We start from the raw sequence: 16,672 nt of genomic DNA, 5'->3' as shown, positions 1-16,672 counted from the left end.
TCACTTCCCTCTCTCGACGTCCACCTGGGCGTCACGCCTGGGACCTATCAGCAGGTCGGCCAGTTCCCGGAGACTGACGGGCTTGGCCAGCAGGTCACCCTCCGCCCCCTTCCTGACCACCGCGCTGGCCCATGCTCCTTCCCGGTCCAGCCGCCCGAGCCTGGGCAGCGCGTCCACCTCCGCCACCGGCCCACTCACCCTGGTGAACGAGGTGACCATACCCTTGACGGTGTCGGCGGCCGTGATCCGGCCGCCCTCCATGAAAGCCACGTACTGGAACAGCGGCTCGGCCTCGTCAACCAGGTGTGTGGAGATCAGCAGGGTGCGGGGAAACAACTGCAGCTCCTCCAGCAGGACCCGCGTGAAACGCTGCCGGGCGGGTACGTCGAGCCCGTTGTAGGGCTCGTCCAGCATGGTCAACGGGGCCCGGGCCGCCAACGCCAGGCTGAGGAAGGCGGCCGTGCGCTGCCCACGGCTGAGAGCCATGGGGTGGCGGCTCTCGGGGACATCGAACCAGGCCAGCAGCTCAATGGCGCGTTCCATGTCGAAGTTCGGATGCACCCGGGCGACGTGGCGTGCGAGGTCACGCAGGCGCTGATCCCCTCCGAAGGGCCAGTGCTCCGCCGTCAGGTAGACCATTCCGGATGCGGCCTCGGGCAGTTTCCTGCCGAAAACCTGCGCCTCACCGGTGTACCGGGCCTCACGGCCGGCCAGCAGCCTCAGCAGCGTTGACTTACCGGCCCCGTTCCGTCCGATCAGGCCGGTCACCGAGCCGATGGGCGCCGACAGGTTCACCTGCTGCAACACCACCCGCGATCCCAACCCGACCTGAACATTCCTCAACCCGAAGGCCACATCACCTGCCACGCCGCGCCTCCTTCATGCGTACCGGAAGCTGTTCAGCCCACCAGTCGAGAATCGCTTCGAATCTTTGTCTTCTGTGCCAAGGTGTCCCGGACCGCGACAGTTCGTGGTTCTCCCCGGGGAAGATCAGCATCCTGGCGGTCACCCCGTTGCGCCGCAGCGCGGCGAAGTAGCGCTGCGCCTGCTCCAGCGGGCACCGCAGGTCGCGTTCGGAGTGAATGACCAGCGTCGGGGTCCTGACCTGCCCGACCTTGGCCATGGGTGACTGCTGCTCGACCTTTTCCGGGTCGGCACCGACATAACCGTCCGAGAAGAACCACCCGATGTCGCTGGTCCCGACGAACGCGGCGGGATCAAGATAGCCCCGCTCGACGACGGCGGCGGCGAATCTGTTGTCGTGGGCGGTGATCCACGCGGTCAGGTAGCCCCCGTAGGAGCCCCCCATGATCCCCACCCGGTCCTCGTCCAGGCTTTTGAACTGTCCGCACGCCCCCTCCAGGAAGGCCAACACATCGGCCATGTCGACCACGCCCATTCGTTCCTTGACCGCCCGGCCGTGGGCCTCCCCGTAGGACGAGGAACCCCGCGGATTGCACTGCACCACCGCATAGCCGGCACGAACATAAACCTGGGCCTCGTCGAAGAAGCCCCAGTTGAAGTTCGAGAACGGACCGCCGTGAATGTTCAACAGAACCGGGTGGGGTCCCCGCCCCTTGGGAACGAACACCCAGCCGTGGATGTCGTGGCCTTCCTCGCCCTGGATGGTCAGTTCCCTCGGCTCCACCGGGGTCGCCGCAGCGACGAGAGGCCGCGCGAAATCGGTCAGGCGGACGAGTCTTCCCTCGGTCACCCGGGCGAGTTCCATGGGGCGGGTGGCCTCACTGACGACCGCGACGCTCACCCCAGAGCGTTCGGCGGCCGCGCTGACCACCTTCGGGCCCCTGACCAGAACATGGACCCGACCCTCGGGGGAGATCGCGTGCAATTCCCCGCAGCCCCGGACCCGGGCGGGAGCCAGGACGGATTCCTCCCCGAAGGGCTCCAGGAAACTCCACGGTGCCTCGTAGTCGCTGGTGGCCGGATCCGTGAGAATCCGGGGTTCGGTGCCGGGTTCCGCATCGGCGGCCAGGGCGGCGACGACGGTCGCGCGCCCGACGAAATCGAGCCCGCTCTCCCCGAGGTGCTCCGCCAGCAGGAACAGGGTCCTGCCGTCACGGCTGAACCGGGGCCGTGACCATGCCCGCGTGGAATCGGGACCTCCGGCCACGAGAACCGGTTCCCCGCCGGTGACGGGCACCCCGTGGATCATCGAGCGCAGATCCGAGTCCTCCTCCGTGTGCAGCGCCGCGGTGAAGCAGATCCGTTTCCCGTCGGGGGTGAACTCCGGCTGGTGGCAGTCGGCCTCCAGCGGGGTCAGCAGCCGCGCCGGAGGGATTCCGTGCCGCCCCCCGAGAGCGGTGTTGTCCCTGGGTTCCTCCTCGGTTCCCGTCCCCGCACGCCCCCGGGGTTCCAGCCAGGGTTCCTCGTCGAGGGAGGGAACCTCCAGGAGGTAGATCCCACGGGGACGGTCCCGGATGTATCCGATCCCGTTCGCCTGGTACTTGTTTCCCACGATCAACCTGGGATCCTCACGTTCGGCGGGGACACCTTCGAGGGTTCCGTAACGCCCCTCCTCGGGCATCCTGGCCACGAACGCCAGCCTCCTGGAATCCCGGGACCACACGAACTCGTCCACCCCCAGCGGGGCGTCGGTGATTATCCTGGGTTCCCCGCCCTCGGCCGCGACGACGGCGAGCTGCGGCTTGGCATCGATACCGCCCCGCAGGAAAGCCACCGTCTGCCCGTCGGGGCTCAGCTGCGGCGCCAGGTCCGATGTGCCCCGGGTCAGGGGTCTGGGACGTCCCCTGCCGGCCGTGGCCACACTCCAGATTCTCCCGACGTGGTCGTCAACCTCGAAGGAAGGCCGACTCGCCGCGAAAACCGCCTGCTCACCATCGGGGCTGAGGGTTGGGGACGACAGGGTGACCAGCAGGTCGAGGTGGCGCGGTTTCACACCCCATACCGTAAGGCTTCATCACTTCCGGGCGCCACGCGGGCCCAGTGGACGGATGGGCCACGGCAGTTTCCGGATCGGAACGGACATGGGGCGCGCCATTGCCGCCCCGGCGGCGACACCGGCGGCCAGGATGATGCCGACGGCGGCCGCGGTCATCAGGTCCTGCTGGCCGTCCACGAAGGACATCTCCCCAGTACCTAGGGCCAACTTCAAAACCCCGGACCAGGTCACCAGGCCGGGCAGGATCGGCACCACGGCCGATGCCGAGATGGAGTCCAGCTGCACCCGCAACAGGCGTGCCGCAGCTGCGGATGCCACCCCGACCAGCAGGGCGGCCGCCCCGGTGGCCGCGACCACGGGCCAGCGCTGCGCCAACAACCACAGGAAGAACCACCAGCTGGCCGCGCCGATCAGCCCCGCGCTGACGATAGCCCGCCGCGACGCGCGGGTGCAGAACGCCCACGCCGCGGCCACGATCCCGGACCAGAACACCGAGACGGGCCCCAAGAGGCCATCGATGCTGAACTGCGCGTTGATCCACACCGGAATGCCAAGCCAGCTGGCACCCGCCACCACGACGCTGGCGCCGATCACCAGCCCGATGGTGACGATCAGCCCGTGGATGGCGTGGGCGGTGCCGGTCACGTAGAGACCGGCGATGGCGTCCTCCGAGGCCCCGAGAATGGCCAGGCCCGCGAGCATGGAGATGATGGCGCCGATGACTATCAGCCCCGGTTCGATCCCGGCCAGTCCCGGAACGCCCCATCCCTTGGCCAGGGCCACGCCGACCGCAGTAGCCGCGGCCATCGCCCCGCCGACACACTGCTGGAAGAACACCGACACCCGCCGTTTCGACAGCCACACCTGGGTCCGGTGGATGCTCCAGGCGACGATCAACGCCAGCAGACCGACGATCCACCGGGCCCCGAACATGAGCGCCGCCGCGCTGGAAACCGCCCCGAACCCCAAGGAGACGTCGAGCCCTCCCCAGCGTCCGCGACGCCCGAGGATGACCTCGATCCGGGCCCGGGAGTCCGGGATGCTGTTGTTGCGGGCCTCGGAGGCCACCTGCTGAAGCATCGTTATGAGTTCGAAGTCCTGATGGCCGACGGGAACCACCCGCATGGCGGTCAGGGGTTCACCGTCGGTCTCTCCCCTGACCGAGACGATGATCATGTTCCCGGTGACGTCGGTGTGGTATTCCGCCATTCCGAGGTCCCGCATGGCGTGCCGGGAAGCCCGGATGGCTGACGACACGGAGGCGCCGTGAGCCAGCATCCCGCAACCGATCTCCAGCCCCAGGTCCAGCACCTCCCGGGGATCGGCGGTCATGCCCGCTCGCCGGGAAGCTCGAACAGCGCGAGCTGCTCGGGTGCATCCTCATGCGGAGGTTCCGGTCGTACCGGTTTCTCCCCCGCTCCCGGGAACCCGGGTCCCCGGGCCACGGGGGCACCGTCCCGATGGGCGGTGGCGGCGGCGCGTGCCCGTTCGTCGGCGGCCTCGTTCAGGGGATGACCCGTGTGCCCCTTGACCCATTCGAAACGCACCCGCCTGCCCTGCAGGGCACGGTCCAGTTGTTTCATCAGGTCGGCGTTCAGGACGGGTTTGCCGTCACCCTTCTTCCAGCCGCGGCGTTTCCAACCGGGCAGCCACACGGTCAGGGAATTGATGACGTACTGCGAATCGCACAGGATCAGCAGTTCCTCGTCCGTGCCCGCCGTGGAGTTCAACAGGTCCAGGACCGCCATCAGCTCCCCCATGTTGTTGGTTCCGTGAGGCCATCCCCCGGCGGCCCACCGGTCGTCGTCGATGTACCAGGCCCAACCGGCAGGGCCGGGATTGGTCAGCGAGGACCCGTCCGCGGCTGCTGTGATCACGCCCGCGCCTCGCGACGGGCGGCGTGGAAGGCGGGACGGATCAGCCCCTCGACGAGGGCTTCTCGTTCGTCGTGGTGCAGGAAGGCGGCACGCATGGCCGCCACGGTCACGGCCTCCACCTCGGACAGCCCCCACCCGAAGGTCTCGGAGAGTTTCGCGAACTCCTCGGACAGGGAGGTTCCGCCCATGAGGCGGTTGTCGCAGTGGATGGTGACGTTGAAGCCGAGTTCGGCGAGCCGTCCGACGGGATGCCGGTCGAGGGACTTGGCCACGCCGGTTTGCAGGTTCGAGGTCGGGCACACCTCGAGCGGGATGCGCTGGTCCCGGACAAAGGCCGCGAACCGCCCGAGCCGGGGTCGGTCTCCCCAGAAATCCTCGATGTCCTCGCAGATGCGCACGCCGTGACCGATGCGCTGGGCTCCACAGAGCTGGACGGCCTCCCACATCGACTCGGGACCGTCGGCCTCTCCAGCGTGAATCGTGAAGTGCGCGTTGTTGCGTCGCAGCAGGTCGAAAGAGTCCTGGAAGCGGGTGGGGCGGAACCCCATCTCGGCACCTGCGATGTCGTATCCGACGACGGAGTCGTCGCGATAGGCCAGGGCCAGTTCGGCGATCCCGGTGGTGGGTTCGTCGACGTGACGCATTGCCGTGACGATCTGGGTGGCGACAATGGCCCGTCCCGCGGCCTCGGCCTGCGCCATCCCCTCGGCAAGGCCGTCACGGACCGCCTCCACCGCGGCCTCCTGCGTCAAACCCTTCTCCAGGTGCTGTTCGGGGGCCCAGCGGGCCTCGGCGTAGACAACACCATCGGCGGCCTGGTCCAGCACGAACTCGCGCGCCACCCGCACCAGCTGGTCGCGGGTCTGCATGGCTGCGGTGGTGTGGGCGAAACCTTCCAGGTAGCGCCCCAGGGAACCGGAATCGGCGGACTCGAAGAACCACCGGCCCAGCTTCTCCGGGTCGGTGGTGGGCAGTTCGTGCCCGTTCTCGGCGCATTGCTCGATCACGGTCGCGGGCCGCAGACCGCCGTCGAGATGATCGTGAAGGGCAACCTTGGGCAGGGTGCGTAGTTCTTCCGGGCTCAGCATGGGGACATCCTAGGGTCGTGGTTCGGGATCAACGGGCATGGTCCAGATCGGCGGGTCCGAAGGCCTGCGGCAGCACCGCCGACATCGGCAGCACCCCGGTCGGGGTGTCCAGCAGGAGTTCGTTGCCGCCGAACTCGAACAGCAGCTGCCGGCAACGCCCACAGGGCATGATCCTCTCCCCCAGCTTGTTGCAGCAGGTGAACGCCACCAGCTGACCGCCACCGGTGGCGGCCAGCTGCGAGACCAGCCCACACTCGGCGCAGAGCCCCACCCCGTAGGAGGCGTTCTCCACATTGCAGCCGACCACGATGCGTCCGTCGTCAACCAGCGCGGCCGCCCCCACCTGGTAGTCGGAATACGGCGCATAAGCCCTTCCCGTGACATCCCGTGCCGCGTTCCGCAGCCGTTCCCAGTCGATGCCGGTCATGTCAGTGGGTCTTCACGAAGTGGGCGCCGTCGGCGGCGGGCGGGCGGACACGACCGACCAGCCCCGCGACCGCGATGATGGTGGCGATGTAGGGCAGCATCTCGATGAACTCGCTGGGGATCGGGAGGTTCATCAGTTTGATGGACTGGGCCAGGGCCCGGGCGAACCCGAAGAACAGGGCTGTGCCCGCGCCCAGGACGGGATGCCAGCGGCCCATGATCACCGCTGCCAGGGCGATGAAGCCGTTGCCCGCCGTGATGTTGTTGTCCTGGAAGGCGCCGACGAAACCGACCGTGAAATAGGCCCCACCCAGACCCGCGAAGATCCCGCCCAGCAGCACGGACTGGGTCTTGGTGGAGATCACCTTGATCCCGACGGTGTCCGCGGCCCGCGGGTGTTCACCGACGGCCCGGACCCTGAGCCCCCACTTGGTGCGGTAGAGCAGGAACCACACGAGCGGAACCGCCAGCAGGGCCATGAAGGTCAGGGGGCGTTGGGTGAACAGGATCGGACCGATGAACGGGATGTTGCTCAGCGCGGGGATGGCGAACACCGGCATGGGGCTGACCGCGCCGAAGGTCTTGAGGTCACGAGCGACGAGCTGTTGGAAGATGAACCCCGTCAACCCCGTGGCCAGCAGGTTCACGACCACCCCGACGATGACGTGGTCCACCAGGTATTTCAGGGTGAACAGGGCCAGCACGGCCCCCATGAGGAGACCGGCGATGGCGGCCGCCACCAGGGCGGCCAGGAAGGACTGGGTCACGGAGAACATCACGGAGGCCGCGAAGGCCGCCGCCAGGAACTGCCCCTCGATCGCGATGTTCACCACGCCGGCGCGCTCCGAAAGGACACCGGCCAGCACCCCGAACAGCAGCGGGGTCGAATACGCGAGCGTGAGGTTCAGCTGGCTCGTCAGCGTGAACGGGACGGTGGAGGACGATGCGGCCCAGACCATGAAACCCGCGAGGACGCTGAGCCCGGCAACCATTCCCACCGCGATGCGCCAGTTCTTCGGGAACCTGCCGCTCAGGAAACCGGCCCCCGCGGCCAGGGTGAGCAGGGCGAAGAGCAGCAGCACCGGCGGTCCCGGCACCTCGATGGTCGGCAGCTGCACCTCCGCGAAGGCGTCCGACAGGGCGATTTTCCCGGTCGGGTTGGCGGTGAACGCCATCACCAGCAGCAGCACCCCGAGCAGGGCCAGGAGAATCCCCGCCGCTATGCGTGTGGAACGCCCCTCCGGTGATTCGACGACTTCCCTTGCCGGGGCGTCGGCACCCGGAACGATGGTTTCGGTGCTCATGCCTTGGCCTCCTTGCGAGCGGTCCGGGCGGTCCTGCGCCTGCGTTCCTTGAGGAAGGGCAGCAGCCAGATCACGAAGGCGGGCGCCGCTACGAGCAGGACGATCAGGGCCTGGATGAGGTCCACCAGCTGCTTGGGGGTGTTTGCAATCACGACCATGGATGCGCGGCTGGCTTTCAACGCGCCGAACAGCAACCCCGCAAGCACCACACCGATGGGCCGGGAACGCCCGAGCAGGGCCACCGTGATGGCGTCGAACCCGAGGGTCCCGATGATGCTGACCGTCAGCTGTGGTGGATAGCTCGTCAGCATCACGGGGGCGGTGACGATGATCAGGCCCCCGAGACCCGCCAGGCCACCTGCCAGACCCATCGTCACGAAGGTGACCCGTCCCACGGAGGTGCCCGCGGTCGCCGCGGCGTCCGGGTTCAACCCGACCGCCTGCAACCGGAGACCGAGCTTGGTGCGTTCCAGGAGCCACCAGCAGCCCAGGGCCGCCAGCAGGGCCAGGGCGAATCCCAGGTGCAGGCGGGCCCCTGCTATCCGGGGCAGGGTGGCGCTCCACTCCAGAACGGGGGCGATCGGGTTGGCAGCCCCCGGCTGCCGCATGAACGGTTGCTTCAGCAGGTAGGAGAGGATGTTCGCGGCGACGTAGTTCATCATGATCGTGAGGATCACCTCGTGGGCCCCGGTGCGGGCCTTGAGGAGACCGACCAAACCACCCCAGAGGGCCCCCATGAGAACACCCACGAGGAGCACCAACGGAAGATGCAGGAAGACGGGGAGCCCCTTGACGCTGAAACCGAGGTAGGCCCCGACCAGCGCACCCATCACTGCCTGCCCCTGGGCGCCGATGTTGAACAGTCCTGCCCGGAAGGCCAGCGCCACCCCGAGACCGGCCGCTATCAGGGGGGCCGCCTCCGCGGTGGTTTCGGTGAAGGCGGTCCACGACCCGAGGGAACCCACGTACATGGCCTTGAAGGTGAGCACGATCTTGCCGAAGGTGGCCTCCAGGGCGTCGCTGGGCCGGGCCACGAAGTAGGCGTACTTCGCCATGATCTCGGCGTCGGTGACCACCATGATGATCATCGCGACGGCGAAGGCCAGGACCAGGGATGCGGTGCTCACCAATGCGGTGTTGACCCAGGCCGGGCGGCCGCGGGGAACTCTGGTGTTCATGCCTCGTCCTTTTGTTGCGTGATGGCGACGGCGCTCTCGTGGTCGATCCCCGCCATCATGAGCCCCAGCACGTCGCGGGGGGTGTCCGGCGGGACGATACCGACGATGCGTCCCCGGTACATGACCGCGATGCGATCGGCCAGCGACTCCACCTCGTCGAGTTCCGTCGAGATGATGAGCACCGCGGTTCCAACGTCTCGTTCCGCGACGATCCGGTTGTGCAGGAACTCGACCGCGCCCACGTCAACCCCCCTGGTCGGTTGGTTGGCCAACAGCAGCGACAGCGGGCGCGACAGTTCCCGGGCCAGCACCACCTTCTGCTGGTTGCCGCCCGACAGCGACCGGACCGGTTGTACACAGGAATCGGTGCGGATGTCGAACTCCTCAACCAGCCTCGTGGCGTGCTGGTTGATCTGCTTCAGCTTGAGCCTCCCAACCGTGCTGAACCGGTCGAGGTTGTCCAGCACCAGGTTCTGGGCGATCGTGAACTCCCCGATCAGGCCATCCCTGTTCCGGTCCTCCGGCACGTAGCCGAGGCCCGCCCTCAGGGTTTTGGCGGGGCTGCGCCGTGTGACATCGGCGCCATCAAGGGTGATCGTGCCGCCGACCGGGGTCATCGTGCCGAGCAGCGACTCGGCCAGTTCGCTCTGCCCGTTGCCCTGAACCCCCGCTATGACGATGATCTCACCGCCGCGCACCGTCAGGTCGAGATGATCCACGGCCACCGCACCGGATGCGTTGGCCACCGTCAGGTCGGAGATCACCAGGCGGTCGTCCCCGATTGAGGGTTCCTGTTTGGTAACCCTCAACTCGACGGAACGCCCGACCATCATGGCGGCCAGTTCGGCCTCGGTGCTGGTCGGTTCGGCACGCCCGACGACCTCGCCGCGCCGGATGACGGTGATGTCGTCGGCGACCTCCAGCACCTCGCGGAGCTTGTGGGTGATGAAGACGATCGCGCGTCCCTCGTCGCGCAGCGCGCGCATCACCCCCATCAGCTCGCTGATCTCCTGCGGGGTCAGCACCGCCGTCGGCTCGTCGAAGATCAGGTAGCGGGCATCCAACGCCAAGGACTTCAGGATCTCGACCCGCTGCTGGATTCCAACGGGAAGGTCCTCCACGAGCGCATCCGGATCAACCTCCAGGCGGTATCGTTCCGAGAGTTCCCGCACCCGCCGCCTGGCCTGGTCGATGTCGAGGAGCCCCGCGGAACCGGGTTCGTGCCCCAGCACCATGTTCTCCGCGACCGTGAACGGGGGGATCAACATGAAATGCTGATGCACCATGCCGATGCCGGCGGCCATGGCCTGCCGGGGATCCCCCAGCCTCAGTTTCTCCTCCCCCATCCTGATCTCACCCTCGTCGGGGGTCAGCAACCCGAACAGGATGTTCATCAGGGTCGATTTTCCCGCCCCGTTCTCCCCCAGCAGGCAGTGAATGCGGCCCGGAACGACATCGATGCTGATGTTGTTGTTGGCCGTGAGGGAACCGAAACGTTTCGTGATGCCTTCCAGCGACAACACGGGAGCGGCCGGGGACGACGAAGTCACTGTTCCTCCTTCATCAGGCGGACTCACTCTACATTCGCTCATCGGGAAAGGGACACCCGCGGGGTGCCCCTTTCCCGTCTTTCACGCGCTACCTGACCGTGGTCTCGACGGTGATCTTCCCGGAGATGATGTCGGCGCGGATCTGCTCCAGTTCCGACTTGGTCTCGGCCGAAACCTTGGAGTCGAAGTCGTGGAACTCGGAAAGATCGACGCCCTTGTTCTTGAGGGTTCCGACGTATGGATCGGAGGAGAAGGAACCCTCCTTGGCCGCCTTGATGGCGTCGAGGACCGCCACGTCCATGCTCTTCTCGATCGAAGTGATGATCACATCCTTGTACTCGGGCGCGGAGGTGTAGCCATCGGTGTCGACCCAGATGGCGTTCACCTTGCCATTGGTTTCCTTCACCGCGTCCAGCGCACCCAGCCCGGAGGGGCCGGCCACCGGCAGGATGATGTCGGCGCCCTGGGCGATCAGCGTGTTCGCGGTGTTCTTGCCGCCGGCGTTGTCGTCGAACGGGTTGGCACCGCCGATGAACTGGCCGTCCTTGGCGGCGCGATCCCAGCCGAGAACCTGAACGGTCTTGCCCTTGGCCTTGTTGTAGTACTCAACACCCTGGGCGAAGCCATCCATGAAGATCGACACGGTCGGGTACTTGGCCCCACCGAAGGTGCCGACCTTTCCGGTCTGGGTCAGCGAGGCGGCGACATAACCCGCCATGAAAGCGGGCTGGGCGGTGTCGAAGATCAACCCCTTCGCGTTGTCCACGCCCTCGAAGGAATCATTGTCGACGATCGCGAACTTGATGTTCGGATTCTGCTTCGCGGCGGCCTCCGTGGCATTCGCGAGGGCGAATCCCACCGTCACGATGACACCGCACTTGGCATCGATCATGGACTGGACGTTGCGCGCGTATTCGGATTCCTCCTTGGATTCGATCTGCGCGGTTTCGATACCGAGTTGTTCCTTGGCCTGCAGCAGACCCTTGTAGGAGGTCTCGTTGAAGGACTTGTCGTCGAAACCACCGAAGTCGGAAACCATGCAGGCCTTGAAGTCCCCCGAGGCAGCAGTTGCGCCGCCGGTGGCGCTGCTGGCCGGGGCGGAACCGGCCGGGGAGGAGGAGGTCGTCGTCGGCGCCTCGGCGCATGCGGACAGCAGCAGGGAGCTGACGGCGGCGAGGGACGCGAGTTTGAGCAGAGACCTGGTCATTTCGGGCTCCAAACTTCGTGAGGTTTCCTGGCTGTCTCGACCATATCGCGCCCCTCTTCGGGGGATATGACCGCCCACCGAATCGTTATCAGCTCGCAACCTGTTTCACCAGGGCCAGCGCGGAGCGGACCATCTGTTTGGTGGAATCCTGCCAGTTCGGCTCCTGACTACGGTACGGGCCGGTGGCGAGGGAAATGACCACGGCCGCCGCCCGCAACCTCAGTTCCACCGGGTCCACACGCCTGTCGAAGACCGGCACCCAACGGGCCAGCAGGTCCCGCACCTTGGCCTCCTGAACCGGGTTCATGCGCTGGATGGTGGACAGGTGAGCGATCAGACAGGCCAGGTCGTCCGCACGCCTACCGGGACCTATGGTGTCCACGTCGAGGATCCCAACCACACGCCCCGCGGCCACATGCACCTGACCCTCGTGGAAGTCGCCGTGGGTGGGTTCGTTGCCGAGCGGAATCGCCGCCAGCCCGGCCCGGATCCGCCGCACCGCCCATTCGAGATCTCCGCGCACCTCGGGCAGGGCCGAGGAGACGATCTCCGCGTAGTGCTGGACCGCGTCGCTCCACGGCGGGCGTCGTTCCAGCTGCGCGACGCTCGCCGGCATGGAGTCGAGCACCTCGATCAGCTGCTCGGGGGTGCACGGATCACCGGGCTCGAAGATCGCACGCGCCAAGGGTTTGCCCTGGAGCGCATCCAGGATCATCAGCTGGTCGTCGGTGGTGTGCGCGACATGGGGTGCGGGCACCCCCGCGGCGGTCAGCATACGGTGCCTGTAAAGCACGTCATCGAAGAGCTTGGCGCGAATCGCCTTGATGTAGAAGGTGTTTCCGCCCGTGGTGAACCGCACGACGGCTCGTCGTCTGGGCCGGTAACCGATGATCTTCAACTCGAGATCATCCCCCGTGACGGGGTAGGGCAGCAGCCGGGCGTCGTTGACCAGCTCAGCCAGCAGCTCGGGGTAGGCGGCCCGTTTCAGGCCGGGAAGGTCGGGATCGGCCGGGTAGATCCAGACCGCCACCTCGCGGTTGCCGTCGCCGAAAACCTCGGCCCCGCGATCGGTATCGGACAGTTCCCCGCTCCGGGCCGAGACCCCCAGCAGTTCCGTACGCTCCCCGTACGGCCAGGACACCTTCGCCAGATAGGTGGCGGTGGTGGACTGGTTGGGGTTGGCGTCCACATGTTCCAGCGCCCAGCTGAGCAGTTCTCCCCCGGCGTGGCGAACTGCTGCACTGAGCACGGGACCGGCCCCGGGCCCCGTCAACAACCTCGATCCATCATCCATCGCCAACTCCTGAAACCGGACGCGCAGAAATCCAGGAAGCGCGCCGCCCATCCATCTCCTCAACCCTGAACACCCAGGCCGGTGCCGCCGTGTCCTCCTCCGCTGGTTCGCATGGGCAAAGCTCCACGCTCACCTCGTCACCGACAGCGGGCAGGCGCCCGAGCCGGGCCATGACGTATCCCGCGACGGTGTCGTAGGGCCCTTCCGGAATGACGTGCCCGGAAAGCCCCGCGAACTCCTCGATGGTGGTCAGCCCGTCCAACCGCGCCAGAGGATCCATCCTCGCGGGCGATGTGCCGTCCACCACGTCGTACTCGTCCGTGATGTCTCCGATCAGTTCCTCCACCAGATCCTCCAGTGTGACGATCCCCGAGGTGCCGCCGTACTCGTCACGGACGATGGCCATGTGGGCCTTCGCAGCGCGCATCGCGGACAGGGCACGCAGCAGCTTCACCGTTTCCGGGAGGCTCAGCACGGGCCGCACGATGCTGGACAGCTGACCGCCGCGTTCCCCTGCGTCGAGATCCATCAGGTCCCGGACATGGCAGAAACCGATCACCCTGTCCACGGAACCATCCGTGACCGGGTAGCGGGAATGGGGTGCCCCACGCACCTCCTTGTAGGCCAGCTGAATGGGCATGTCGGAAGGAAGGAAATCCACCTCGGTGCGGGGCACCATCACCTCGCGGAGGCTGAGCTGGCCCGCGGCGAAGACCTCGTCGACGATGTTGCGTTCCTCCTGACCCAGGGTCGTCGACCCCGAGACCATCTCCCGCAGTTCCTCGTCACTCACGGCGTCCTTGGACAGCTTCGGGTCGCCACCGAAGACCCGCACCACCGCGTCGGTGGAGACCCCCAGGAACCAGATGACGGGCCGGGCCAGGGCCGCGATACCGGCCACCAACGGGGCCAGCGCCAGCGCGAACCCCTCGGCCCGTTGCATGGCGAGGCGTTTCGCGCTCAACTCCCCGATCACTATGGAGAAATAGGAGATCACGATCGTGATGACCACCAAGGCGAGCGGATCGGCCACCGAAGCGGGCATCCCCCAGCCCACGAAGACGGGGGCGAGCCCCGACGCCAGGGTCACCCCACCGAACGCCGCGGAGAGGAACCCGGAAAGCGTCACGCCGATCTGCACTGCGGACAGGAAACGGTTGGGATCGCTCGTCAGCCGTTCGATGGCCCGTCCTCGTTTGCCCTTGGCCGCGAGCTGCCTGATCTGCGACTCGCGCAGCGTCACCAAGGCCATCTCGGCGGCCGCGAAGGTGCCGCCGATCAGGATGAACAGCGCGATCAGCGCAACGTCAGAGACCGCCGACATCAGCGGAAGATCACCGTCCTGTTCCCGTCCATCAGCACCCGGTGCTCGGCGAACAGGCGCACCGCCTCCGCCAAGGTCTCCGATTCCTGGCCCCTCCCCTTGCTGACCAGTTTGCTGACCCCCATGGTGTGGTCCACCCTGACCACGTTCTGTTCGATGATCGGTCCCTCGTCGAGGTCGCTGGTGACGAAATGGGCGGTGGCGCCGATCAGTTTCACCCCACGGACGTGGGCCTGCCGGTAGGGGTTGGCCCCCTTGAAACCCGGAAGGAAGGAGTGGTGGATGTTGATTGCGCGCCCGGCCAGGTGATCACACAACTCGGGGCTGAGGATCTGCATGTAACGGGCCAGGACCACCAGGTCCACCTTCCGCTCCTCGATCACGCGCCGGAGCTCGGCCTCGAAGTCGGGTTTGGTCTCGGGCACGACCGCCCGGTGCGTGAACGGAACCCCGTAGAAATCGGCCAGCGACCCCAGGACGTCGTGATTTGCCATGACGCCGACGACATCGATGGGCAGGGTTCCCGCGCGCCAACGGAACAGGAGTTCGTTGAGGCAGTGTCCCTCCTTGGAGGCCAGCAGCAGGGTGCGGGTCGGGCGTTGTGTCCCGTAGATGTTGAACTCCGCGTCGAAACCCTCCGCCACGGGACGCAGGGCGCACATCAATTCGTCACGCGTGGGCCCGACCAGGGCGATGCGGGTGAAGAATCGTCCCGTGTCGGCGGAGGCGAATTGCTGGCATTCGGTGATGTTGCCACCCAGGGAAACGACGACTCCGGTGAGGGCGTGCACGATGCCAGGACCGTCCGGGCATCGCAACGTCATGACGAGGTCCTGCATGAGCCCCAGCGTAGGCCATGCGCGACGCGCATTCCGCTCTCAACCGTTGAGGAAGCACTGACTTGGCGACGAGAACACCGGGCCTGGCACGCCCTCGGGCCATGGAACCCTGCGCGACTCCGGAACGGCCCCGCCGCTGTGATCCATCCGCGAGGTCCCCTCCAGGCACCTCGACCACCCGGACGCGGATCCTGACGGGGAACGTCTTCACCCGGAATCGCGCTGCTCACCACCACCGGGACCGGTCTGCCCGGCGCCCGCACACGAAACAGCACCCCGGCCGGGAAAACCCCGGAGGCGCGAAGTCCCGGCCAATTGCTCAGTAGGATCCCGACCAATTGCTCAATAGAACCTCGGCCAATGGTTCAATAGGGTCATGGAATACGTGCGCCGGGTCGTGGACGACGACCTTGATGAGCTGCTGCCACACCTGCCGGCCGTGGTCCTCGAGGGGGCCAAGGGAGTGGGGAAGACATCGACGGCGCAGCAACGTGCGGCCACTGTGTTGCGCCTCCTGGACCCGGGACAGCGCCAGACCATCGCCGCCGATCCCACGGTCATCCGTCACCTGCCAAAACCGCTGCTGCTCGACGAATGGCAGCTGGAACCCGCCCTCTGGAATCATGTCCGCGAGGCCGTGGACGAGGATCCTTCGGGAAATCAGTTCCTCCTGACGGGCTCCGCCGGACCCACCAGGGGCATCCGCATGCACTCCGGAGCAGGGCGGGTGGTCCGCATGGTGCTGCGCCCCATGATCCTGAGTGAGCGGCACCGGATTTCACCGACCGTATCTCTCAAGGACCTGTTGAGGGGAGATGCGGTGATTGAGGGGCGAACCAGCCTGAGCCTGAGCGATTACGTCGATGAGATTCTCTGCTCCGGTTTCCCCGCATTTCAGGGATTGCCGGAACGGGCCGTTCGGATACAACTGGAGAGCTACCTGGCCCGTGCCGTGGATCACGACCTGCCGGAAGGCGGATTCCTGGTCCGGCGACCTGCCGCCCTGCGTGCCTGGCTCACCGCTTACGCCGCAGCGACGTCAACCACCACCAGCTATTCACGAATTCTCGATGCAGCGACCCCCGGGGAGGACGAAAAGCCTTCTCGCAACACTGTCACCAGTTATCGCGAGGCCTTGGAACGTCTGTTCCTGCTGGATCCGGTCCCGGCCTGGGTGCCGAGCCTTTCTCCCTTGAAACGACTGGTGGCAGCTCCAAAACATCATCTGGTCGACCCCGCTTTGGCCGCGCATCTGATCGGCGCCACCAAGGATTCCCTGTTGTACGGACCGGAAAGCACCTTTCTGGGGGCGCTGTTCGAATCACTTGCGACGCTCTGCGTCCGCGTGATGGCACAGAGCGCAGAAGCCACCACAGGTCATCTGCGCACGAAAGGCGGTGAACACGAGATCGACCTGATGGTCGAGGGACGTGACCGTCGCGTCGTGGGGGTAGAGGTGAAACTCGCTTCCATCATCACCGACAGGGATGTCCGCCACCTCCACTGGCTGAAACAGGAACTCGGGGAACGCGTGACCGACCTCGTCGTCCTGACCACGGGACCCCACGCCTTCCGCCGGGCCGACGGCATTGCGGTGGTTCCGCTGGGGCTCCTGGCTCCCTGAGGGAGCCGTTTCGGTGCCATCCATGCCCCGGCGGTGGCGCA

13 protein-coding genes and 1 pseudogene are annotated in these 16,672 nt (G+C 66.7%); 1 reads left to right on the top strand and 13 read right to left on the bottom strand.

All coding sequences use genetic code 11. The features are described 5' to 3' along the window. The 13 genes and pseudogenes from ACO6D6_RS01055 to purU all read right to left on the bottom strand — a co-directional run bounded on the left by ACO6D6_RS01055 (nt 1) and on the right by purU (nt 15,016). The gene (locus tag ACO6D6_RS01055) at nt 1-867 is read right to left on the bottom strand and encodes an ATP-binding cassette domain-containing protein (RefSeq protein WP_484782542.1); all 867 of its coding nucleotides are present in this window, start codon (nt 865-867) and stop codon (nt 1-3) included. Then, the gene (locus ACO6D6_RS01050; protein ID WP_484782541.1) at nt 857-2,917 is read right to left on the bottom strand and encodes a S9 family peptidase; all 2,061 of its coding nucleotides are present in this window, start codon (nt 2,915-2,917) and stop codon (nt 857-859) included. Before ACO6D6_RS01050 ends, ACO6D6_RS01055 begins: the two co-directional genes overlap by 11 nt. A 21-nt stretch (nt 2,918-2,938) precedes the next feature. Continuing rightward, the gene (locus tag ACO6D6_RS01045) at nt 2,939-4,252 is read right to left on the bottom strand and encodes a threonine/serine exporter family protein (RefSeq protein ID WP_484782539.1); all 1,314 of its coding nucleotides are present in this window, start codon (nt 4,250-4,252) and stop codon (nt 2,939-2,941) included. Nucleotides 4,253-4,263: 11 nt separating this feature from the next. Further along, nucleotides 4,264-4,797: pseudogene (locus tag ACO6D6_RS01040) on the bottom strand (ribonuclease H family protein); the annotation flags it as partial. After that, the gene (locus ACO6D6_RS01035) at nt 4,794-5,885 is read right to left on the bottom strand and encodes an adenosine deaminase (protein ID WP_484782537.1); all 1,092 of its coding nucleotides are present in this window, start codon (nt 5,883-5,885) and stop codon (nt 4,794-4,796) included. The gene ACO6D6_RS01035 and the pseudogene ACO6D6_RS01040, both read right to left, overlap by 4 nt. Nucleotides 5,886-5,913: 28 nt before the next feature. After that, a complete protein-coding gene (locus ACO6D6_RS01030; protein ID WP_484782535.1) occupies nt 5,914-6,312 on the bottom strand; it encodes a cytidine deaminase in 399 nt (132 codons plus the stop codon). Between the two features lies 1 nt (nt 6,313). Beyond that, entirely contained in the window at nt 6,314-7,615 is a 1,302-nt protein-coding gene (locus ACO6D6_RS01025; RefSeq protein ID WP_484782533.1) for an ABC transporter permease, read from the bottom strand. Further along, entirely contained in the window at nt 7,612-8,793 is a 1,182-nt protein-coding gene (locus ACO6D6_RS01020) for an ABC transporter permease (RefSeq protein WP_484782532.1), read from the bottom strand. Before ACO6D6_RS01020 ends, ACO6D6_RS01025 begins: the two co-directional genes overlap by 4 nt. After that, nucleotides 8,790-10,385 (bottom strand): ABC transporter ATP-binding protein, encoded by a 1,596-nt coding sequence (locus tag ACO6D6_RS01015; protein WP_484782531.1) that lies wholly within the window; start codon nt 10,383-10,385, stop codon nt 8,790-8,792. The genes ACO6D6_RS01020 and ACO6D6_RS01015 overlap by 4 nt, the downstream gene beginning before the upstream one ends. Before the next feature lie 46 nt (nt 10,386-10,431). Continuing rightward, complete coding sequence (locus ACO6D6_RS01010; protein ID WP_484782530.1) at nt 10,432-11,550, bottom strand: BMP family lipoprotein; 1,119 nt, start codon at nt 11,548-11,550, stop codon at nt 10,432-10,434. 88 nt (nt 11,551-11,638) lie between these two features. Continuing rightward, on the bottom strand, nt 11,639-12,844 hold the full coding sequence (locus tag ACO6D6_RS01005; protein ID WP_484782528.1) for a phosphotransferase: 1,206 nt from the start codon (nt 12,842-12,844) through the stop codon (nt 11,639-11,641). Continuing rightward, a complete protein-coding gene (locus tag ACO6D6_RS01000; RefSeq protein ID WP_484782895.1) occupies nt 12,837-14,171 on the bottom strand; it encodes a hemolysin family protein in 1,335 nt (444 codons plus the stop codon). The genes ACO6D6_RS01005 and ACO6D6_RS01000 overlap by 8 nt, the downstream gene beginning before the upstream one ends. Continuing rightward, the gene (gene purU / locus ACO6D6_RS00995; protein ID WP_484782893.1) at nt 14,168-15,016 is read right to left on the bottom strand and encodes a formyltetrahydrofolate deformylase; all 849 of its coding nucleotides are present in this window, start codon (nt 15,014-15,016) and stop codon (nt 14,168-14,170) included. The genes ACO6D6_RS01000 and purU overlap by 4 nt, the downstream gene beginning before the upstream one ends. A gap of 367 nt (nt 15,017-15,383) precedes the next feature. On the opposite strand from purU, the gene ACO6D6_RS00990 reads away from it, so the two are divergent. Then, nucleotides 15,384-16,631 (top strand): ATP-binding protein, encoded by a 1,248-nt coding sequence (locus ACO6D6_RS00990; protein WP_484782526.1) that lies wholly within the window; start codon nt 15,384-15,386, stop codon nt 16,629-16,631. Nucleotides 16,632-16,672 lie beyond the last annotated feature (41 nt).

The sequence above is a fragment of the Arachnia sp. genome (genome assembly GCF_057238465.1).
Note: the sequence above shows the minus strand (reverse complement) of the source record. Positions and strands in the feature narration are given on the sequence as shown.

Coding starts and splice junctions, on each gene's coding strand:
- ACO6D6_RS01045 (WP_484782539.1), bottom strand. CDS start 4,252: ATGACCGCCGATCCCCGGGAGGTGCTGGACCTGGGGCTGGAGATCGGT.
- ACO6D6_RS01035 (WP_484782537.1), bottom strand. CDS start 5,885: ATGCTGAGCCCGGAAGAACTACGCACCCTGCCCAAGGTTGCCCTTCAC.
- ACO6D6_RS01030 (WP_484782535.1), bottom strand. CDS start 6,312: ATGACCGGCATCGACTGGGAACGGCTGCGGAACGCGGCACGGGATGTC.
- ACO6D6_RS01025 (WP_484782533.1), bottom strand. CDS start 7,615: ATGAGCACCGAAACCATCGTTCCGGGTGCCGACGCCCCGGCAAGGGAA.
- ACO6D6_RS01020 (WP_484782532.1), bottom strand. CDS start 8,793: ATGAACACCAGAGTTCCCCGCGGCCGCCCGGCCTGGGTCAACACCGCA.
- ACO6D6_RS01015 (WP_484782531.1), bottom strand. CDS start 10,385: ATGAGCGAATGTAGAGTGAGTCCGCCTGATGAAGGAGGAACAGTGACT.
- ACO6D6_RS01010 (WP_484782530.1), bottom strand. CDS start 11,550: ATGACCAGGTCTCTGCTCAAACTCGCGTCCCTCGCCGCCGTCAGCTCC.
- ACO6D6_RS01005 (WP_484782528.1), bottom strand. CDS start 12,844: ATGGATGATGGATCGAGGTTGTTGACGGGGCCCGGGGCCGGTCCCGTG.
- ACO6D6_RS00990 (WP_484782526.1), top strand. CDS start 15,384: ATGGAATACGTGCGCCGGGTCGTGGACGACGACCTTGATGAGCTGCTG.